The organism is Pedobacter sp. AC402, assembly GCF_979252805.1.
In genome coordinates, this window is record NZ_CEEDAI010000015.1 from 479,473 (window position 1) to 502,110 (window position 22,638).

Sequence of the window (22,638 nt, forward strand, 5' to 3'; positions counted from 1 at the left end):
GGATTATTATATAAGATCTTCCTTTATATGCTATGCAAGGCATTAAATATAAGTAAGAATCAATTAATCTTTTTGCTAAATTATTTTTTGTAGTATAATTATTAATTATATGTATATTTATTTTAATTGAAGTGTATTTTGTACACTAGCAAATTGTTGACTAAAAAATACCAATATGTAATTAATCAATAAAAAACCAAATATCCCTAACTAACCAAAATCCTTATGAGAACAAAACTACCCATTATCAGGAGAAATCTTTCCTTTTTGGATACGCGCCTATTTTTCGGCAATTCAATACCCTTACAACCCAAAATACCCGATCTGTTGCCGTAAAAACCGCGACAATGAACTGATGCTGTTTTAAAGATCAAATCTTTAAGCAGGTCAGCTGTATGAGTAAGCTTATTCACCTAATCACTTATAAACTATGAAACAAAATCTATCTTTTATCAAGAGGAGTTTTCTTCTCTTGTGTTTGGGGATGTTATTTGCCCTTGGCGCAACGGCCCAATCAAAAATTACGGGTAAAATTATTGGCAGTGATGATAAACTACCTGTGATTGGTGCTTCAATTAAAATTAAAAATGCAACCGGAGGCACCACATCAGATGAAAACGGAGCTTTCTCATTAACTGCAAAACCTACTGATGTTTTGGTAATTTCCTTTGTTGGTTATGGTAGCAAAGAAGTTGCTGTTGGTAAACAAACCAATATCACCGTAGTACTACAAGCCGATAATAACAACCTAACAGACGTTATTGTAACGGGTTATTCTTCGCAGCGCAAAAAAGATTTAACCGGTGCAGTTGCGGTGGTAAACATGGATTTGTTAAAAGCTCAACCCGCGGCAAGTGCAGTAGAAGCCTTACAGGGTAAAGCTACTGGTGTACAAATTATTAATGATGGTGCACCAGGATCTACACCACAGATCAGAATTAGGGGTATTAGTACCATTAATAATAACGAACCACTTTATGTTATTGATGGCGTGCCTTTTGAAGGTAAATTGTCATGGCTTAACCAAAATGATATTGAAAGCCTTCAGGTATTGAAAGATGCTTCTTCGGCTTCTATTTATGGTTCAAGGGCAAATAATGGTGTTGTTATCATTACCACTAAAAAGGGTGTGGTAGGGGCACCAAGAATTACCCTCGATTCTTATTATGGTACCCAGGTGCCAAGGAAAAACAGTTTTCCGGAGATGATGAACCCTCAACAATATGCCCAGTATATATTTGATGGTTATACCAATGCAGGTTTACCTGTTGCCGCAGGAAAAAATTATGGATCAGGTTCTGTACCTGTGTTGCCAGATTATTTGGTAGCGGGTTTAAAACTTGGCCAGGATGTTACTGCCGCCGATGCTGATCCTTCTAAATACAATTATAACCGCGATCCTGATCTTTTTTATCAAATTACAAAAGCAAATAAGGCCGGTACCAACTGGTTTGATGAAATTACTGAGGTAGCACCTGTTCAAAATTATCAAATCAGTGCTACAGGAGGGGGTGAAAATGCCACATATACCTTTTCAGGAGGTTATCTTGATCAAAAAGGAACAATTAAAAATACCGGGTTTAAACGGTATAATTTCAGATCGAACACCAATATCTCGGCATTTAATAAGAGGGTTCGTTTTGGCGAAAATGCTCAGTACAGTTATTCTGAGGGTTTTGGTTTAGGGGTAAATCCCAATGTTTCTGGCGATTATCAGGATCAGGGCAGTGCATTGGGCTGGGCATACCGGATTCCTACCATTATTCCTGTTTACGATATTGCAGGTAATTTTGCAGGGAGCCGCGGCAGTCAGTTAGGAAACGCAGAAAATCCTGTTGCCTTTCTTTATCGCGCAAAAGACAATAAGAATAAAAGTAATTTCTTTTTTGGTAACGTTTATGCAGAAGGCGATATCATTCCCGGCTTAGTTTTAAAAACAAATTTTGGTATCCGCTATGAGAACTTTAATGGTTTATCGATGCGTTATCCGAATCTTGAATTTTCTGAAGGTAATAACTCAAATAGCCTCAATGAATACCAGGGATATAACACAGAATGGACTTGGACGAACACTTTAAATTATAGTAAAGTTTTTAATGAAAAACACAGGTTAAATGTATTGGTTGGTACGGAGGCCATCCGATCGAGAACAAGGCAACTCAATGCCGGTAGAAATGGGTATTTCATTTTAGGCAGTCAGGATTATTATTACCTCAATACAGGTTCGTCTAACATCAGCAATTCGAGTTATGGATCAATAGGATCACTCTTTTCATTGTTTGCAAAGGCAGATTATTCTTATCACGACCGTTATTTAGCGAGCGTTACCATTCGCCGCGATGGTTCTTCCAACTTCGGGCCTGCAAACAAATACGGTTATTATCCGGCAGCAAGTGCAGCCTGGAGGTTATCTGAAGAAGAATTTATGAAGGATGTTAAATGGATAAGTGATTTAAAATTACGCGTTGGATATGGCCAAACGGGTAACCAGCGGATTCCTCCATACCAGTACATCAACAGATACCAAAGTTCTATTGTTAACTCGGCTTATGCTGTTGGCGGGGGTAATGGCCTTACCACTGGTGTTTGGCAAAATGCCTATCAAAATGCTGATGTAAAATGGGAATCGTTAAAAGCACTAAATATTGGTCTTGATTTTACTTTCTTAGGAGGTGCTGTTGATGGATCATTAGACTGGTACAGCAAAAAAACATCCGATATGCTTTATAATCTGCCTCTACCCTCCAGCGTAGTAGGTTTAGGAAGTTCGCCTTATGTAAACATTGGCGATATGAGCAATAAAGGCGTCGAATTTAATATAGCCTATCATTATGGAAGAACAGCAGAGCATCCTTTTAAATTTGATATCGGTTTAAACCTTTCTAAAAACGACAATAAAATCGTGAGGTTGGCACCTGGTATTTTTAATCAGATTTATGGTAATTACCGAAGCTTACAAACCAGTGTATTACAAGAGGGAGAAGCTTTCGGATCTTTCTTTGGTTACAGAACTGCCGGAATTTATCAGAGTACTGCAGATATAAAAAACAACCCATCGTATGCGGGTGCAAGGGTTGGTGGTTTGCGCTACCAGGATATTAATGGCGATGGTATAATCGATCCTAAAGACCGAACCATTATTGGTAACCCAAACCCTGATTTTACCTACGGTGTAAACTTAAATGCTTCTTATAAAAACTTCGATATTTCTGCATTTGTATATGGTGTACAAGGCAATGAGTTATTTGAGGCTACGCGTTATTTTACCGATTTCCCATCATTTGCAGGTGCAAAAAGCACCAGGCTGTTAAATGCATGGAGCCCATCAAATCCATCGAGCCTTACCCCATCAGCATATGTAGGTGCATCAGATGTTGAACTGGCTTCTTCTAGTTACTATGTACAGGATGGTAGTTTTTTACGGTTAAAGAATTTGCAAATTGGATATTCAATTCCGGTAGCTAAAGCCTTTGGCGAAAAAGTGGGTATCAACAGGTTAAGGGTATATGTAAGTGCAACCAATCTTTTCACCATTACCAAATACACAGGTCTGGATCCAGAGGTAAGTCAAACCAGGGATGCTGCTTCTTCAGTAGGCAGTTCAGGTCCGCCGGCAGATACTTTTTCTGCACTAGGGGTTGATAAAGGAGTGTATCCTTCACCACGTCAGTTTTTAATCGGTATTAATGTTGGTTTTTAATTAAAAATATATCAAAATGAAACATATAAAATATATTCTGCTCTCCCTATTAATTTGCAGTACCTTTTCCTGCAAAAAGGAGTTTTTAACGCTTCAGCCACAGGGTGAATTAACGGAAGATCAGCTTACCACACAAGATGGTGTTGAAGGTTTATTGGTAGGGGCTTATGGCTTGCTAAATGGCAACGTAAATGGAACATATGGCAATTATGGCGCAGCACCAAGCCAATGGTTGTTTGGGGAGGTTGCTTCGGATAATGCACATAAAGGAAGTGAAATAGGCGATCAGCCACCAATGAATGCCATAGAACAACATGCACCAACCAGTACCAATGATAATTTATCGAATATTTGGGACAGGTGTTTTGAAGGCATTCAGCGGTGTAACAATACCCTTAAAATTTTAGCCAATTTACAGGCCGGCCAAGGAACTGCAAAATTTAGCGATGCCCGTGCAAAAGAAATTCAGGGCGAAACAAGATTACTTCGGGCACATTACTATTTCTTCTTGGTACGGATATTTAAAGTTGTGCCTTACATTACCGAAACTACAAGTGGTACTTTTGTTGCAAATGATAAAGACATTTATCCAAATATTGTAGATGATCTTCAGTTTGCTGTTGCCAACCTGAGTACAACTAAACCGAAAAACCAGAAAGGCCGTGTAGATAAATATGCTGCCCAAGCATATTTGGGAAAGGTATTTTTATACCAAAAGAAATATACCGAGGCTTATGACCTTTTGAATGCGGTGATATTGGCAAAACCAAGTTTAATTGATATGCCTTATACCGATAACTTCGACATTACCAAAGAAGATGGCCCTGAAACGATTATGTCTGTTCAGCATTCGGTTGGAACAGATGGTACCGGCGGAGACAATGGAAATGTTGGTGATATGCTTAACTTTCCATATGGTAATGCACCGGTTAACTGTTGTGGCTTTTTCCAACCAACCATTGATTTAGCCAACTCATTTAAGGTAAGTACTACTGGTTTACCGTTATTGGATGGTAGTTACCGCACTAACCCGTATAAATCTGATTATGGCTTAAGCGTTGCAGACAAAACCAGTTACACTGTTGACCAAACTTTGCCTCTTGATCCACGAATTGAATCGACAATTGGCAGACGTGGGGTGCCATACCGAGATTGGGGTTTAATGCCTGGTGATACCTGGATTCGTGATGCAAGTAACGGCGGCCCTTTCCTTGCCGTTAAAAACACCATTGATGTGGCGCAAATTTCGAGCGGAACAGCCCCTGGTAATACAAACGTAACCGGGTTAAATGTAAATCTGATCAGGTTAGGTGATGTTTATTTAATGGCTGCAGAATGCGCAGTAGAAAAAGGCGATTTGGCAAGGGCTTTAATATTGGTAAACATTGTGAGGGCGCGTGCAGCTAAAATAACACCTAAAACTATAAATGGTGCACCAGCTGCCGCATATAAAGTTAGTGAGTACTTATCATTTCCGAATGATACCTATGCCCGAAATGCAGTGCGTTTTGAACGCCGGTTGGAATTGGCATTGGAAGGCCACCGGTTTTTCGATCTTGTACGCTGGGGCATCGCTAAACAAACGCTTGAGAGTTATTTTTCTTTTGAAGGTGGATACTTTAATTACCTAAAAGGAATCACCATCGAAAGCAGAGATGATTATTTCCCGTTACCACAAGATCAGATTGATAGAAGTAAAGGAGTACTGAAACAAAGTCCGGGTTATTAGCGATTTTGGATATTAATAAAATATATGGGTGGAGTAATTGCTAACTACTGGCATACCTCCATTCATGTATTTTTATATAATAAATTGGCTGTTTATTAAATTAGTTCAGGCTAAAATCAAAAGTGATTCGGTGGGGTTGCTGCTTTTGCATGGTTTGATTTAGCTTATCCACCATGTGGTTAAATTCTATATTGTTAATCACTTCATTGTTGGCTAACCACACCAGGTTCTGGTAATTTTCTTCGCGGGTACAGCTAAAATTGATCTGCCCATATTTATTCAACAAAAATGTATTTCTTGTTTCTATTAACACATTGATAAAAGTATTTACTGCTGCTTTTGATGGTTTATGCTGTAAAAATTCTATGGCCTCTACATTGCCATGTTTCACCAGGTAAAAATTTCTTTTGTAGGTTAGTAAATACAAAAGCAAAAGTATCAACGATATCCCGAAATAAAAAAGATACACCGAGCTGTCTACACCCTCTCCATCATTTCTTAACAAGTATAACAGTACCGATACTAAGCCCACCAATGCTGATGAAAATAGCAGTCCGTAAATACCCTTATTGTCTTTATAAATTCTTGTGCCCACATTTTCGTATGCCAACAGGTATTCTCTGAGCGGAGCAGGCTTTTATGTTTTACCTGAAGGCCGTTTTCGGTAATTAAAAATGATTTGTACCTCAACCTCAGGTCTTTTTGTACAAGTAATTCGTTCATGTTTATTAGATTGTGTGGGGCCCTAACTCAAAACGCTTCATGCCAAGCTATTTGTCCTCTTTAAATCTGCTGAAAAACAATAGCGCAATTAAACAAAGTCCGAAGCCCACAATTCCATTAAGGCGCAAGCCAAAATCGTTGCCCGGGTCTTTACCATAAATGGTGAGCATGGCAAAAATGGCAATGCCACAGGTTTGCCCCAGTTTTACAAAAAGGTATTTCACGGCGAAAAACATGCCCTCGTGGTTTTCACCTGTTTCCAGGGTATCTCTTTGTGCAATATCAGCTAAAATAGCGGTAGGTAAAATGCCCAATGCTGCTAATGGAAAAGAAGCCGATAAAACGAGTATGTAAATCTGCGTATATGGACCAAAAGGTAATTTACCTAAAAAGAAAATGGTGATAAAAATGAGGCATAGCACACCAAAAGCGAGTAATACGAAAGGTTTTTTACCAATTTTAGCAGATCCAAAGTTCACTATAGGGTAAAATAGGAGTGAAGCCAATACCATTGCGCCCATAAACTTGCCGCCCTCAGATTCTGACAAACCGAGTAAAACCGTGCAGAAAAACAGTAAGCCACTCGAGATGATACTCAGTGCAGTGTAAAAAGCAAAATCGGAAATGAGGTAATATTTAAAATTGCTGTTTTTAAAGGTACTTTTAATTGCAGGCCACAAGGGAACATGGGTAGGTTTTGCCACCGAAAATTCCTTTTCGTTGATGAAAAATATGGGCAATAGCATCACCAGGCCAGACAGAATGCAGAGGCCCCAAATTGCAATCTGGATGGCTTCGCTGCGGTTGGCCACATGCAAATTATCTTCAACCAGATCGGCAAAATTATTGGTACAGGCCGATAAAATAATTCCAATTACAAAACCCACCTGTTGGTAGCTCGAAAGCTTAACTTTTTGCCTTGGTGTATTGGTTACTTCGGCCAACAGTGCATTGTATGGGATAATATAAGTGGTAACTGATACGAAAAACAGGCAGAGTGTAATGGTAAGCCACCAGGCATTGTGCAGGCTTTCTGTTTTTTGTATTGGGTAAAAAACAAGTCCGCAAAAAAGCATTGCAGGAAAAATTGCCCATTTCATAAAAGGCATTCTGCGGCCATTTTTATTGGTACTGGCATCACTTTTTGAAGCAATAAATGGGTCATAGATGGCGTCAACAAGTCGGCCAGAAGCGGCAATGATAGAAAGAATATTAAACGCACCCAATAAAACGAGCTGCGGCACCAAAGGCGGTAAACCAGCATTGCTGGGCGGTAAGTAAAAATAAGGAAGCATTACGATGATGATATTGGTCATCGTGCTCCAGCCGATCATACCGGCGGCGTAAGCAATTTCCTGTTTTAAAGAGAGTGTTTTGTTCATTAACTTTTTTTAATAGTGTTTTCTAAACCTTGCAGATTCCGAAAACCTGCAAGGTTTGAAGGAAAAGCGATTAACCCAGAACTATTTCTTACTAAACCATCTGCTTACAAAATAGATTGCAAGAAAGCCAACAAAAATATATAAACCGTTTAGGGCCGCGTCGGGGTCATCGGCATAAATGCTAAAAGCCACGAAAGTGTAGGCTGCAATAAATATAATAGGCAATATAGGATATAAAGGAACAGTATAGATGGTTTTTTTATCAAGATGTGCAGTTCTTTTTCTCAATATAAAAATTGTTGCTGCAGAACTGGCCATACTAATGCTTTCGAGGAATATGGTATAGTTTAAAATCTTATCGAAAGTTTTTGCGTAAAAAATAATAACTACCGCAATTAAGGTAAAAACTGTTAGGCTTATTGTTATTACCTCGGTTTTTTTATTCATCCTGCTGAATATTTTTGGCAGTGCGCCTTCTTCACCCATGGCAAACATGGCTCTGGGGTTACTCAGCAGGTTTACATTGATGTAGCCCATTACAGAGAAAAAAATGATAACTGAAAGCGCATTAAAACCTGCGGGGCCAAATATTTTTGAAGCCAATATTGCAGCAATACTTTCTGCCGATTTTAATTCTTCGAAGCCGATAACTTTTACATACACATAATTAATGGTGAGGTAAACCATTACAATAATGGTTAAACCGATAATAATGGATCGTGGAATTACTTTCTTGGCTTCTTTTACCTCGCCACCAAAATTAATGGTTTGTGCATAACCGGCGTAAGAGAAAGAAACGGCAATTAAGCATAAACCCAATGCTTTACCATAATCTGCCCAGTTTGGTAATGCGCCGCTTGTGGTTTTAAAAACAGGGGTTACGGTTTGTGCCTGCCCGCCGAAAAATACCGCACATATTAAGGTTAAAATCATTCCGATTTTAATAATTGTTAACACGTTTTGTGTTTTCGAACTTGCTTTTAAGCCAAGTAGATTAATAAAATAAAAGGTTAAAATGGTGGTAATGGCAATAACAACGCGGTAGGTTTCATTCTGTTTATCAATAGGAAGAATAATTTTGCTCAGGTACTCGGCACCAATAATTGAAATGGCTGCAACAGATGCTGCGCTTGATATAATTACAATACAATTAATGGCAAAAGCAATGGAAGGGTGGTAGGCTGATGAAAATATTTTGTAGTAGCCGCCGGTTACCGGATAACGCGACCCGATTTCTGCATAGGTTAATGCACCACAAAAAGCAACAAAGCCACCAATAAACCAGGCAAGGTAAAAAAGCTCTGGCACCTGAGCCTTTGCAGCTACGTTTACAGGCGTACGGAAAACTCCCATACCAATAACCAAACTTACCACTATCATGGATAAATCGAAGAGCGAAAGCTGTTTCTTTTGTTGCATTAAATAAGATTTTGAATAATTGGATGAAGATAGGGAAAATTGAATGATTGAAGGCCGAATGATTGAAGGAGCACTCATGGTTTAATGGATTATAATTGATGGCCAAATGGCATATGATATTCGCTACAACTTTAAAGAATGATCATCAGGCACCAGGGCATGAACCATCAACCCTATACGTCTAACTGTTGACATGTGGAAATTTTCTTTTGCGAGCCTCATAGAATAAATCTATTATTGTATGATAATGCTGAAGAGCATAGCTGAAAATATTTTATTTCAGTTTTCAGTATTATTTCTATAAAATCTTCATCGCTTTGCAAAGCAAAAAATGCAGAGTTTTCAAATGGAGTGCAGATAAACATAGTATGGCAGAAGTAGTTTATAACGACGACAGTATTCGTTCATTAGATTGGAAAGAGCACATCAGGCTTCGTCCGGGTATGTACATTGGTAAACTTGGCGATGGTTCTGCCCAGGATGATGGTATTTATGTTTTGCTTAAAGAAATTGTAGATAATTCCATCGATGAATTTGTAATGGGTACCGGCAAAACCATCGAAATTACCCTTTCGGAGCAAAAGGTTAACGTTCGCGATTATGGCAGGGGAATTCCATTGGGTAAGGTAATCGATTGTGTAAGCAAAATTAATACTGGCGGTAAATACGACAGTAACGCTTTCCAGAAATCTGTTGGTTTAAATGGGGTAGGTACAAAAGCAGTTAATGCACTTTCTACCAGTTTTACCGTACAATCTTACCGTGATGGGAAAACAAAAAAAGTTGAGTTTTCTAAAGGAGAAATAGTAACTGAGCAACCTGTTATCGATACTACACAGCGTAACGGTACTGCAATTACGTTTTATCCCGATGAAACCATTTTTAGAAATTACCACTATATTCCTGATTTTGTAGAGAGCATGGTTTGGAACTATGTATTTTTAAACACAGGTTTAACCGTTAATTTCAATAACCAGAAATATTTTTCAGAAAGAGGTCTTTACGATCTGCTTTCTAAATTTAATAAGCCAGAAGAAATCCGTTATCCGATTATTCATATGATTGGGCCTGATATCGAGATTGCCATGACTCACGGGCAGCAATATGGCGAAGATTATCACTCTTTTGTTAACGGCCAGCACACTACCCAAGGTGGTACGCACCAGGCAGCATTTAGGGCAGCGGTAGTAAAAACCGTTCGCGAGTTTTTTAAAAAGGAATTTGATGCAGCCGATGTACGCTCGTCAATAATTGCAGCAATTTCCGTACGTGTACAGGAGCCTGTTTTCGAATCGCAGACCAAAACAAAACTTGGTTCACAGAATATGGGGCCCGAAGGTCCGTCTGTGGCCACCTTTATAAACGATTTTGTTAAAAAGGAACTTGATAATTACCTGCATAAAAACCCTGATGTTGCAGATGCATTGCTAAAAAGAATTATGCAATCGGAGCGTGAACGTAAAGATATTGCAGGGATTAAAAAGCTAGCAAACGATAGGGCCAAAAAAGCATCGCTTCACAATAAAAAGCTCCGCGATTGCAAAGTGCATTTTAATACCACGCACGAGAAACGTTACGAAACTACGCTGTTTATTACTGAGGGTGATTCGGCGTCAGGTTCGATTACAAAATCTCGCGATGTTGATTGTCAGGCCGTATTTAGTTTAAAGGGTAAGCCATTAAACTGTTATGAGCTTACAAAGAAAGTAGTTTACGAAAATGAAGAGTTTAACCTTTTACAGCATGCTTTAAATATTGAAGATGGCCTGGAAGGATTACACTACAACAATATTGTAATTGCCACTGATGCCGATGTGGATGGCATGCACATCCGTTTGCTGATGATGACTTTCTTCCTTCAGTTTTTTCCTGATCTGGTTAAAGCGGGGCATGTTTATATTTTGCAAACACCACTTTTCAGGGTAAGAAATAAAAAGGAAACCATTTATTGTTATAGCGACGAGGAACGTAAAAACGCGATCGAAAAGTTAGGCAATAAGCCAGAGATTACCCGATTTAAAGGTTTGGGTGAAATATCGCCAGATGAATTTGGCTTGTTTATTGGAAAAGATATCAGGTTAGACCCAGTTATTTTAAAAGACCAAACAATTAAAAGCCTGCTTGAATATTACATGGGTAAAAATACACCAGATAGGCAGCAGCACATTATTCGCAATTTACGCGTAGAAAAGGATGAAGTGAAAGAGGAGCCAAAAGTGATTGCTGAGGAAGTTGCGTAGGAGGCTTGGTGGTGGTGTTTTAAAGGCTCAACATGCCCAGGATTGCTTTAAGATTCCCACCTGCGCGGGAATGACGACTTCATATACTACATCGTCCTCGTTTGTAACGAGGACTATATAAGATATCGTCATTGCGAGAAGGCTTTTTCAGCCGACGAAGCAATCTTACAATGATCGCTAATAGTGTGTGTTTTATGATTGCCTCGTACCTGAGCAGTAACCACCGCTTTATTGAAGCCTGTTAATAGTAGTTGTCGAAGGACTTTAACCACAGATTTACACAGAGATCAGTTTTTGCCACGGAAACACAGAAAGCACGGAGAATTCATAGATGATATTCCTTAGTCACATCGTCCTCGTTTGTAACGAGGATGTACGAGTAAGGCGATTTTATTGCTCTTAAATGAACTATTTTCGCATTGCAAATGCGTACCTCAAAAATCCTCGTTACAAACGAGGACTATTTAAGTTATCGTCATTGCGAGAAGGCTTTTTCAGCCGACGAAGCAATCTTTCAACGATCGCTAGTAGCGTATGCTTTAGGATTGCTTCGTACCTCAGCAATGACCACCGCTTTACCGAAGCCTGTTAATGGTAGCTTGTGGAAGGACTTTAACCACATACTTACACAGAGATCGGTTTTTACCACGGAAACACAGAAAGCACGGAGAATTCATAGATAATCATATACATCGTCCTCGTTTGTAACGAGGATGTATGAGTAAAGCGATTTCATCGCTCTTAAGGGAGCTTTTTTCGCATTACAAATGCGTACCTCAAAAATCCTCGTTACAAACGAGGACTATTTAAGCGAGAATGACGACTTCATATTAAAAGATTATTCTCCAGCTTCCTTAAGAATTTGTGAAGTTAATAAGTCAGAAATTCTGAAATTAGTTTGTTGTATTTTTATAATATAAGGCTTAACGGCTGGAATAATGCCATTAAGTTTTGCGCTAAGTATTATACCGATTGTACCAATAATATTAAGCTCAAGCTTTTTAGCAAATCTTCTTGCTTTCGCATCATCTATAATAAGTAAGTCTGCACTGATTTCTGTTGCAAGAGCCATTGCACTTGCCTCACCAATATCTATAGTTTCAGCGTAGTCATATAGTAAGTCGCGATTCAAGACTGATTTCACATCAACCCAAGCAGGTAGTCTTTTGCCAAATTCAGCAGCTATCTCTGGAGTTGTTATCACCTGCTTATATAGGGAATGCAGTAAATTTAAACCTTCTATTTTGTCTAGCGTAATGAAACAGCTAGCATCAGTTATTACAATTTTATCCTTTAAGCGCATTCCTGAATGTTTCAAGATCGTCAGTAGCACCTTCTTCTAAATAATGAACATTGTACTTAATCAGGATTTCAGCAAAATCCCATTTTTTCATCTGGCACATTTCAGCGGCTTGTTTTAAAGTAAGCTTACCGGCTTCATATAATTTGGCTGCAATGAGGCGCGTGGTCTCATCATGCTCTTTCTCGAGGGCTTCAGGAACTTGTATGGTCATTGTAGTCATTATATAAAGATACATATTATTAAAATTTAAAACAAAGTGCATGCTGATAGGTTCACCGCGCTAACTTTAAATGTAGATTTAATTGATCTCAATCGTTAGATTTCTTCGCTCCGTTGCACAGTACATCGTACTCGTTTATAAGAGGATGTACGAGTAAAGCGATTTCATCGACCTAAAAAGGAACTATTTTCGCATTGCAAATGCGTACCTCAAAAATCCTCGTTACAAACGAGGACTAGATAACTCAAAATGAAATAATTAAGGAAGAATTGCTTTAAGATTCATTTGTCAACAATCTTGCGTCTTGCTGAACTTGTTTCAGCATCTATGGGATATATGTTCATTAGATTTCTCTGCTCGAAAGGCTCGGTGCCGACTCTTTGAGGGGTGGTTAAGTGTGCAAAAGGCTCGAAACCGGAGCAAAAAGGCTCGGTGCCGGCCCTCTGAGGGGTGGTTAGGGGTGCAAAAGGCTCGAAGCCGATGCAAAAAGGCTCGGTGCAGACCCTCTGAGGGGTGGTTAAGGGTGCAAAAGGCTCGAAACCGGGGCAAAAAGGCTCGGTACCGACCCTCTGAGGGGTGGTTAAGGGTGTAAAAGGCTCGAAACCGGGGCAAAAAGGCTCGGTGCCGACCCTCAGAGGGGTGGTTATGATCTAATCCACTCTAATTGAGGAATCATTTTTGAAGTATATGTTATTTAAAGATCCTGAAACAAATGCTGGATCACAATTGATATTGAATATTTGTTGCGATGGTTCATAATGTTGAATCCATCTCCGCGAACAGAATTATTCTTTATTTACTTCAACAGTATCTTCAGGGTGCTGTGGTGGCAATACATCTACCTTTTTCTCTACAATAGTAATTTTAGTAAAAACAGCATATTTACTTGGAGAAATTCCATTGTCATACTTTTCTGCATAGGCCTGGGTAAATTCAGCTCCAAAGTAAAGTATAATTGAGGTATAATATATCCACAATAAAATTACGATGATGGAACTTGCTGCGCCAAAGGCAGATCCTGGATTACCTTTTTCTATATAAATCCCGATCAGGTATTTACCCAAACTAAAAAGTAAAGCTGTAAACAAGGCCCCAATTATTGCCGATTTCCATCGGATGATCACATCTGGCAATACTTTAAAAATAACAGCAAATACAGCAGTAACGGCAGCAAGGGTTATTACATTGTTTAAAATATAAACCAGAATGGTCATTGTATCGTTTGCAACGGGGATAACTTCATCTATTTTACTTTTCGAAAGCAGGTCGCCTAATTTAGATCCCAAACCCACTACCACAGTGTTAACCACCAGCGAAACAAGTAGTAGAAATCCCATCGAAACAATTAATGAGAACGACAACAACCTGTTAGAAAGCATTTTTATCCAGCCTTTTTTGGGCACAGCCTTTACTTTCCAAATCATGTTGATGCTATCTTGAATCTCAATAAAAATTGCAGTAGAACCAATAATCAATGTGCCTATTCCAATAATTAAACCAATGGTAGATTGCCCCGATTTATTGGCATGTTCTACAAAACCTTGGATTTGTGTAGCTGCATCTTTGCCAACCATCTCGGTGATCTGCCCATAAAACTGGCCCCTTGTTTCCTCATTTCTTTTGTCGCCAAAAAATAGGGTAGCGGCCGATAGCATGATTATAATAAGCGGTGTAAGCGAAAAAATAGTATAATATGCTAATGACGCACTTAGTTTTGTTACCCTATCCTCTACAAAGCCTTTTCCGGCAGCAGTAAAAAGGTGGTAAAGCGCAATAAAGAAACTCTTGATTGTTTGGAATACTTTCATCGAAAAATTAAAACGGATAACCTATCCCAATGTTAAAAATTAAATTCTGTCTGCGCCAGTCTTTGTTTCCAAATGCGATGTCATCAAATACCCATCTCTGCCCTTCAGGAAGGTAAGGTTTACGTACAGGGAATGCAACATCTAAACGTACCACGAAAATTGTAGCATCAACCCGTAAACCTGCTCCTGTACCAACAGCCAATTCATTAAATGTATTCTTTAATTTAAAGCCCGATCCAAGTCTTGCCGTTTCCGGTTTGCCTGGTTCTCCCAAATCCTCTTTCCTTAGCCAGATATTTCCGGCATCTACAAATAATGCCCCATACAATACGCTTACAATTTTGAAACGGAGTTCTGAATTCAGCATTAATTTAATATCGCCTCCCTGATCGGCAAAAATGGCATTATCAGGAACTTTGTAAGTACCCGGACCTAATGTACGTGCCGGAAATGCCCTGATATCGTTACTTCCGCCCGCAAAAAACTGCCTTACAAATGGTAACGAAGTACTGTTGCCGTACGCGTATCCATAACCAAGGTTTAAACGGTTTGCCCAAATCAGGTTGCGGTTAATTTTGTAAAAATCCCTGAAATCGGCTTCTGCTCTTATGAACTGAGTAAGGGGTGTATTGAATAAAGTTTTTTGTCCTAAATCGTTTGTCGGTGTAAATAAGCCCCACACATTACCACCTGTTTCTAAACCACCAAAGAAATAAACATTATTTCTGCGGTTGGTTTCCATTTGGTTGGTGTAAGTAAAGTTATAATTGCTTCCAATGATAAATTGGTTTTCTAAAGTACTCCTTAATAGTGGGTTCACTTCATATAAACTGTCTCTTCTGTTTGAATCAGGAAAGCCTGTAGAAATATAACTGATTGAAATCGGATTAAAGTTATGCTCCTTATATTGGTTTTCTTTAAAATTATATCCAAATTCTCCTTTTATGGCATGTAAAGTATATTCAGAACCACGGTTTAGCATCTGATAAGAAAGCGAAGCAATGGTTTTAGGGATGAAAGCCGTTGTGCTGTTCGGTTTATAAAAGGGCACAATAAAACGAGGGAAAGTTAATTTTGCTTCCGTTGTAAGCGAAAGCGAATTCCGGCCTAAAGAAGTACCTCTTACCTGTGTTTCAAAACCACCGCTTACACTTACATCCAACTGTTCTGCACCTCTGAATAAATTTCGGGTAGTTTGCGTCACTTTTACTTCCGAGCCTACAAAGTTATTTGATTTACTGGTACCTGTAACCGAAAAGCTCAATGAGTTTTTCTTTAACGGGGTGAGGTATATGTTCAAATCTAACTGGTTGTTCTTAAAAGTATCGATTGGCAAAAACTCTGCCCGCACATCTCTAAAAGCACCAATGTTTACCATTCTGTTTAACGATTGATTATGGTCTTTACGGTTATAAGGTTCACCTTTTTGGAAAAACACCAATCGATCGAACAATCTTGGCTTAAAGGTATTCCTATCATCATAAATGCTAAAATCGTGGTACTCCAGTGGTTTTAACTTTCTTAATATGGTATCTCTCCGCAAGCTATAACTCGGGTAAATGTTGATATTCCTGATCGAATAAGGTTTTAAACCAGCATCAGGCGCAATATCTTTTACCTTAACCGTAACGTTTACCAGGTTTTTGCCAATGGTACTGTCTACCTGCAAAATCAGGTAATCAGGACTAAAATAAAAATAGCCTAGTTCTTTAAGGTCGTTATCTATTCTAATGCGTTCGTTTTTGTAATTATCAAGGTCGTAATAATCACCTACTTTCAGCAGGGTTTTATTTTTATTCTGGTTGATGATTTTGGTTAAAGCCCCGGTATCTGGTGGGAAAGTTATTTTGTTAATTTTATATCGGTTTCCGGTTTCTGCAGTATAAACAGCTTTGCCTTTTTTATCCTTCACTACAGTATCGCCAGTAACGGTGGCCTGCAGGTAACCCTCACTAATTAGGTAACTTGTTAATACATCGTTGTTATATTTTAGTTTTACCTCGCTAACCAATACAGGTGGCTCACCTTGCTTGCGCAACCAGTTTCTAAAGCCTTTTGGTTTTTTTGGTTCTCCTGCAAGGTTGTAAATGCCAAGTTTTACTTTTACACCCAAAATAGATTTATTCGGACGGGGCCTGGTTTTACTTTCAAGGTCCGTTTTTACTTGTTTTTCATCATCAATTTTGCCCGAAGAATCTGGATTGATCTTTACTTCAGCACCTGTATATAGATGTTGCCCCGGTTTTAAAGATTTCGTAGCGCTACATCCCGCCAAAACTAAGCAGGCCAGTGCAAATAAAATTGGTCTAGTTAGTTGTCTCATTTTTAGGTTTTTGTTCAATGTTTCTTCTGTTTCGTTTTTTCTGGAAGATTTCTCTAAATCTATTGTAATCAACAACTAGCGTGAAACCTAATCCTGTTTCGATAATCTGTCCTTGTACTATTACGTCGTTCTGGTTGCGTCTGTAAGCCCTTAATCTATATCTTCCATCGGCTGATAATGCATATTCTACATTAACATTTCCACCAATATCTGTCGATTTTTCTCCCGGAGCCTGTGGTCCTTCCAATGCAAAAGAGCTGCCCACAGTTACGGTTAACCTATCATTTAATAGTTTTTTTGATAAACCTACTTCCAGGTCTGTTTTCTGTTGCAGCGAGCCTGTAGAATAATCTTCGGATGAATTTACCCCAAAGTTTAATTCTACACCCTGAATTAAATCAGATGCCAGGTTGTTTAATTGTTCTGTCAATAATTTACTTACGCTAGATCGAGCCAAGGTAGATACACCTCCGCCGCCACCGGCTAAACTTTCGAAAGGGTTGTTGGCGATAAACCTGTTTAGTGCCAGTAATGCAAAAACCTGTTTGTTGAGCTCACTTTCATCGCGGTTTACATTAATTAATCTGGTATAAACCGTTCCGTTTAGTGCCCCGCGTTCATTTTCAGGTAAGTCTAGCTTAAAGGAAATGATTGGTTTTAGCAATTCACCTTTCATCATTAAATAAACCTGGAATGGCAATTTAGTTTTCGCCTGAATATTATCCGGCTCATTGATGAGATCAATAGGGGCAGCGTTTACTTCGTACAATGCAGTTAAATTCACATTTGCCGAAGTAGGTTCACCCGTCCAGATAATGGTGCTTCCTTTAACCAGTTTAAATGCTTTTTTGCCTAGCGGCCCAACTGATAAGTTATAAGAACCATCTACAATTTCGTAACGGCCTGTTAAACTTATTTTACCACTCGGATCCATCGTTGCATTAAGATCTGCCTCACCTTTAATATTAAGTGCATCGCCATTTGATGGGTCTACAACTACATTCAGCTCAGCTTCAGGATCGATGGTAATTGCCGCAACAAGGTTAATGCCTTTCATGGCCGATTTATTTATACTGTCTACCTTTAAAGCTTTTTGGCCGTTAAAAGGCGGTGCATCGGCATCAATAAATTGTACAATTCCTTCCTGATCGATGATTGAAGGATCGCTAGATGGCAGTGCAAAGAAAAACTTGGTACCTTTATTTACCTTGATGTTCATGTTTACATCAGGCTGGTTTAAATCTCCACGTACTTTAATGTCGCTCGTTAAAAATACCGTTCCATAAATCATGTCATTATCAGCAGCAGTAGAATTTATCGCCCTGAAATTGTTCATTTTAATATCTAAACCGAAGCGGTAATTTTTAAAATCGGTGGTGAGCACTTTTCCGTTAATGGTTGCTTTTTGATTTAAAGAATCAATCAGTGTGAAGTTATTAAAACTGATCCCTTCATCGGTGAAGGAAATCTTTTCGTTTGGCATCCGGAAAAATGAATTTACATACGCCACGTTAAATCCTGCATTATTAAAAGTTAAATCGCCTAATACCTTCGGCGCAGTTAAAGCTCCTTTTACAGTTAATGCCCCTGTTAAAGTTCCTGTGCCACGTTTTAGCTGACCGGCAGATAAACTCTCGATGTTTTTCATTTCAATTTTATCGATGTTTACCGTAAGGTCTAATGCACTTTGCGGTGCGGTATAATAAAATCCGTTAACCCTCAGCTCATGTACACCGGTTAGGGCTACATTTACTTCGAATGCATTTTGGGTATTGTTGTTTACCGCTACGCGTAATGTACCCAGCTGATCTTTTTGGTAACGCAGCTGATCGATGGTTAAGTTTGCTTCGAATTTTGGACTTGATGCCAAATCTTTAACGTTTGCAGTTCCGTTTAAGCGACCGCCAACAAGTGTGGTGTCCGTTTCTGCAAATTTCGTCAGGGTTTCCAATTGGAAATCTTTAAAAGCTACAGCCAAAGGTGCATTCGGCTTCAGTGGGGTTGCTATTTATGGAAAGCGACTGGCCACTGTTGCTGATCTGGAATTGATTTACTAAAATTCCTGAAGCTCCAAACTGTATATAATTATCTTGCGAAACTACCCACTTCTGGTAATCGAGCAATAATTTTTGTGGATTAAGAGAGAATTTAAAGTCTTTATTTATCGATTGGAAAGTACCACCAATTACATATTTGTTTTTAAGCTGCCTATCGCGTAAAAAGATATTTACACCAAGGTTGTTGTTTGCCGCATCGCCGCTTACTTCAGTATTAAACAATGCAATTGATGGGCTTTGAAGGCTTTTTACCGTTAAACTGTAGTCTAGTTTATTATTATCGTTGTTGATGTTAAGAACAGTTGTATCTACTTTAAAATCGCCATAAACTACCTGCGGAAAATTACCTTTGATTTTTAAACTATCTTTCTGTGTATCGATTAAACCGTAAAACTGCGATTGTTTAAAAACCGTTAACTCAGGTACAAAACTTTTTAAAAGCTTGGAATCGTAAACCTGTACAAAAAACCGCAAACGTTGGTCGGGTACTTTGGTTACTGTTCCAAAAGCATAGTATTTATTAATTTGATTAATAATTGCGCTACCTATTTTGGTCAATTGGTATTTACCATCAATTTTGGCAGATAATATTTCAGATTTAAGGGTTAATTCATTTTCTGTTGCAGTAGATTTTGCACGGATGGAAATCGTATCTACATTAATTTTTTGCTTGTCTTTAACCAGTTGAAGGCTGGTAACATCAACCGAACCGTTTAAATAATCGGCGTCGGCTGTGGCAAGATCTACCTTAACAATACCAGCAGCACTTAACACGGTTGGGCTAAAGTTTAGTGCCTGAAGATCAACTTGTTTTAAGTTAAGATTGGCTTTTACAGATGGATATTTTCCTGCCATATTTACTTTGGCATCTAAATTAAAGTTGGCATTGCTATCGGGCATGCTGCTTTTAATGCTAATATTCTGGTTACTGTAATTACCGGCGAGTAATAAATTGCGGTAAGTATATTTGTTGTAATAGGCACTTAAAACCCTCGCATTAAATTTGGCATTAATCTTTTTAGGATCGAGCCCGGTACCTGCAACATTTGCCTTAACAGTTACGCGGCCCAGTTTAGGTTGCATTTTAAGCAATCTGCCAACGTTAAAGTTGTTTAAGCTCACATCTGCCTTGTAGCTTTCCTTTCCTTTTGGCCCATTCATGCCCGCAACAACAACTGCACTACCCATATCGGTGGCAATATTTAAGTTGGTGTTAAAATCGGTCATAGAGCCTTTAAAGTTACCTTTGGCATCAATTACATTCGGTAATTCGATAGATGGTGGTAAAGATTTTTTAGGCACAGCAACGAGGATATCGCCTTTGGTAACATGCAGTTTTTTGATGTTTAAATCCAAGAAAGTTTTCTTAACATCTGGTAATCCTTTCGCTTTTCCGCTGATGTCGATCTGGGTATTTTTTAATCCGCTTACCTGCAGTTTAGGGATATTCAGGTTATTGAGGTAGCCGTTTACTTCTGCATTTACTCTTATTTTTTCATTGCGGTAATTGGCTGGTACGGCATTACTGAAAAAACCAGCATCTTTTAAACCGATGGAGGTATTTTTAAGGGCAATATTTAATTTTACACGTTCAGGATGTTTTGTTAAATCTTCCATTGAGGTGAAATTTAACTCGGTGGCATTCTCAATGGAGGTATTTGGTGTTTTAAGGATAAAATTGCTCAGTTTAATCTGTTTATCATTATATACGGCATCACCACGAAGTTCATCGAGTATAAAACCGCTTTTCTCTTTTAACGATCCGTTTTTAACATTTACTTTTATACCTGCTGCGCTATAATTTACATCACTTGCCCCTAAGTTAAGCTGGTTAATTTTAAGGTGGTTAAAATCCATCCCTTTGGGTGCGGGTTTGGCCCCGAGATTATCAAATTGTACGTTGTTATCGGCAAGGCTAATGTTTTTAATGATCAATCCCAAAGGAGATTTTTCGGGCACTACAGTATCTTTAACCTTCTTTAAATTGTTGCTCGGTGCAGGCTTAAAGGCAAAAAGGATGTTCGATTTGTTTAAATGGGCATCATCAACCGAGTATTTGCTGTTGGTTAAATCTACTTTAAGGTTGGCCAGGCCTAAATCATTCACATCTGCAATGGCTTTTGTGGTCGATATCTGGTCGTCGTAATTAACCTTTACATTGCTGAAAATGAAGTTTTGTACTTCAATTAATGGCAGTTTACCTTGTTCTTTCTCACTGCTATCTACACTGTTTGTAATGTGCTGCACCAATTGGGTAAGTGGCTTTTGTTGTAAATAGCGCAATGAAGTGTTAACCAAGCTTAATTCTTTGATTACATAATGTTGATTGGCGAGATCAAAATCCTTTATTTTGGTTTTAAAAGCACCTAAATATAATTTCACATCATTACCGGCAACATCGTCACGGTAGTTAATACCAATATCTTCGAATGATACTTTATCTACAGAGAATTTTAAGGTAGAAGTGGTATCTTTTTTTACTTTTTCTTCGGGCTTTTTCTGATCGCTTGCGAATGCATCAACAAGGAATGAAAAATTAAATGTTGTATCGGGATTGATGCGTTTTACATTGGCACGTACATTTTTTAGTTCAATGTTATTAATCTCAACAGTGTTTTTTAAAAGCTTGAATAAGCTGATGTCTACCGCTAATTTTTCTGCATATAATAAGGTATCACCCTTGCGGTCTTCGATGTAAAATTTGTTCAGCACCACATCTTTTGGCAATGCAATTTTAATGCTTTCTAAACTAACTTCTGTCTTGGTTTTAGTTTTAAGGTAGTTTATGGCCTTACCTTTAACAAAATTTTGAACTGCAGGGATATTTAAAGATAATGCTATTCCAACAACCAGGATGATGATGGAAGCAATTACCCACAATAAAATTTTGAGACTTTTACGTACGTATTTATTCAAAGCTATGCGTGTTTGGTGATCGACAAATGCCAAAAGCATGCCATTAAAATTAAATTTAAGGCAGGTTTTATTAAATAATACAAAAAATAACTTAAATTGTTCGCCCGCCATAAAAATTTAACACTAGCGGTTTGATAATTTGTTAAAAATGAATGTAATAAACCTAAATATATCTTTTGAGCAATACGAAAGTATTAATGAATTAACATTGGCAGATAGATTACTTTGCGAAAATGCAGAGCGTGCTTTGGCCACTTCTTATTCACCTTATTCCAAATTCAGGGTGGGTACGGCAATTCGCCTGGCCTCGGGTGAAACCATATTGGGGAGTAACCAGGAAAACCTGGCTTACCCATCAGGGCTTTGTGCCGAAAGGGTAGCACTTTTTAGTATCGGTTCCACACATCCGGATGCGGTAATAGAAAGTATGGCGATTACCGCGCAAACGGATAATTTTGAGATTTTGAAACCAGTAACATCTTGTGGAGGCTGCTTACAGGTAATGGCCGAGTTCGAACGCAAACAAAATAGGGAGATTGAGGTGATTTTTTATTGCTTAAATGGTGAGGTGCTTAAAGTGCCAAGCGTAAAGAAGCTTCGTTGCCTTTTTCTTTTGTAGAGGATCGTTTAGAACGCTAAGTGGGAGTTACCTCTAATCAGGTCGTCATTACGAGATGGCTTTTTTAGCCGACGAAGCAATCTTAATGTGGTAGCTAAAAGCCATCATTTTAAGATTGTTTCGTCGATTGTGTTTGCAATAACGATTTTCCTATCAGAACGTATTTCCGTCTTCCAATTCCTTACCTCATACCTCCGAC

13 protein-coding genes are annotated in these 22,638 nt (G+C 38.5%); 4 read left to right on the plus strand and 9 right to left on the minus strand.

Annotated features, from left to right (window positions below; translation table 11 throughout):
• Positions 1–430: 430 nt before the first annotated feature.
• Both AC0IWE_RS25835 and AC0IWE_RS25840 read left to right on the plus strand, forming a co-directional pair.
• Positions 431–3,700 (plus strand): SusC/RagA family TonB-linked outer membrane protein, encoded by a 3,270-nt coding sequence (locus AC0IWE_RS25835; RefSeq protein ID WP_471795283.1) that lies wholly within the window; start codon positions 431–433, stop codon positions 3,698–3,700.
• Between the two features lie 16 nt (positions 3,701–3,716).
• Positions 3,717–5,429: a RagB/SusD family nutrient uptake outer membrane protein gene (locus AC0IWE_RS25840; RefSeq protein ID WP_471795284.1), complete on the plus strand. Its 1,713-nt coding sequence runs from the start codon at positions 3,717–3,719 to the stop codon at positions 5,427–5,429.
• 100 nt (positions 5,430–5,529) lie between these two features.
• On the opposite strand, the gene AC0IWE_RS25845 is transcribed toward AC0IWE_RS25840, so the two are convergent.
• From AC0IWE_RS25845 to AC0IWE_RS25855, 3 genes are all read right to left on the minus strand, one after another.
• Positions 5,530–6,039, minus strand: coding sequence for a hypothetical protein (locus tag AC0IWE_RS25845; protein WP_471795285.1), 510 nt, complete (start codon positions 6,037–6,039; stop codon positions 5,530–5,532).
• 160 nt (positions 6,040–6,199) lie between these two features.
• Positions 6,200–7,534: an MFS transporter gene (locus AC0IWE_RS25850; protein WP_471795286.1), complete on the minus strand. Its 1,335-nt coding sequence runs from the start codon at positions 7,532–7,534 to the stop codon at positions 6,200–6,202.
• Between the two features lie 81 nt (positions 7,535–7,615).
• The gene (locus AC0IWE_RS25855) at positions 7,616–8,953 is read right to left on the minus strand and encodes an APC family permease (RefSeq protein ID WP_471795287.1); all 1,338 of its coding nucleotides are present in this window, start codon (positions 8,951–8,953) and stop codon (positions 7,616–7,618) included.
• A gap of 368 nt (positions 8,954–9,321) precedes the next feature.
• Here AC0IWE_RS25855 and AC0IWE_RS25860 point away from each other — a divergent pair, with 368 nt between their 5' ends.
• A complete protein-coding gene (locus AC0IWE_RS25860) occupies positions 9,322–11,193 on the plus strand; it encodes a DNA topoisomerase IV subunit B (protein ID WP_055912787.1) in 1,872 nt (623 codons plus the stop codon).
• Positions 11,194–12,031: 838 nt separating this feature from the next.
• On the opposite strand, the gene AC0IWE_RS25865 is transcribed toward AC0IWE_RS25860, so the two are convergent.
• From AC0IWE_RS25865 to AC0IWE_RS25890, 6 genes are all read right to left on the minus strand, one after another.
• Positions 12,032–12,511, minus strand: coding sequence for a PIN domain-containing protein (locus AC0IWE_RS25865; RefSeq protein WP_471795288.1), 480 nt, complete (start codon positions 12,509–12,511; stop codon positions 12,032–12,034).
• Positions 12,480–12,731, minus strand: a complete 252-nt coding sequence (locus AC0IWE_RS25870; protein WP_471795289.1) for a UPF0175 family protein — start codon at positions 12,729–12,731, stop codon at positions 12,480–12,482. The genes AC0IWE_RS25865 and AC0IWE_RS25870 overlap by 32 nt, the downstream gene beginning before the upstream one ends.
• 770 nt (positions 12,732–13,501) lie before the next feature.
• A complete protein-coding gene (locus tag AC0IWE_RS25875) occupies positions 13,502–14,524 on the minus strand; it encodes a YihY/virulence factor BrkB family protein (protein ID WP_055912777.1) in 1,023 nt (340 codons plus the stop codon).
• Between the two features lie 7 nt (positions 14,525–14,531).
• Positions 14,532–16,847, minus strand: a complete 2,316-nt coding sequence (gene tamL / locus AC0IWE_RS25880) for a translocation and assembly module lipoprotein TamL (RefSeq protein WP_471795290.1) — start codon at positions 16,845–16,847, stop codon at positions 14,532–14,534.
• Positions 16,831–18,798, minus strand: a complete 1,968-nt coding sequence (locus AC0IWE_RS25885; protein ID WP_471795291.1) for a translocation/assembly module TamB domain-containing protein — start codon at positions 18,796–18,798, stop codon at positions 16,831–16,833. Before AC0IWE_RS25885 ends, tamL begins: the two co-directional genes overlap by 17 nt.
• 10 nt (positions 18,799–18,808) lie before the next feature.
• Positions 18,809–21,931, minus strand: coding sequence for a DUF748 domain-containing protein (locus AC0IWE_RS25890; protein ID WP_471795292.1), 3,123 nt, complete (start codon positions 21,929–21,931; stop codon positions 18,809–18,811).
• Between the two features lie 37 nt (positions 21,932–21,968).
• On the opposite strand from AC0IWE_RS25890, the gene AC0IWE_RS25895 reads away from it, so the two are divergent.
• Positions 21,969–22,439 (plus strand): cytidine deaminase, encoded by a 471-nt coding sequence (locus AC0IWE_RS25895; protein WP_471795293.1) that lies wholly within the window; start codon positions 21,969–21,971, stop codon positions 22,437–22,439.
• The last annotated feature ends 199 nt before the right edge of the window (positions 22,440–22,638 follow it).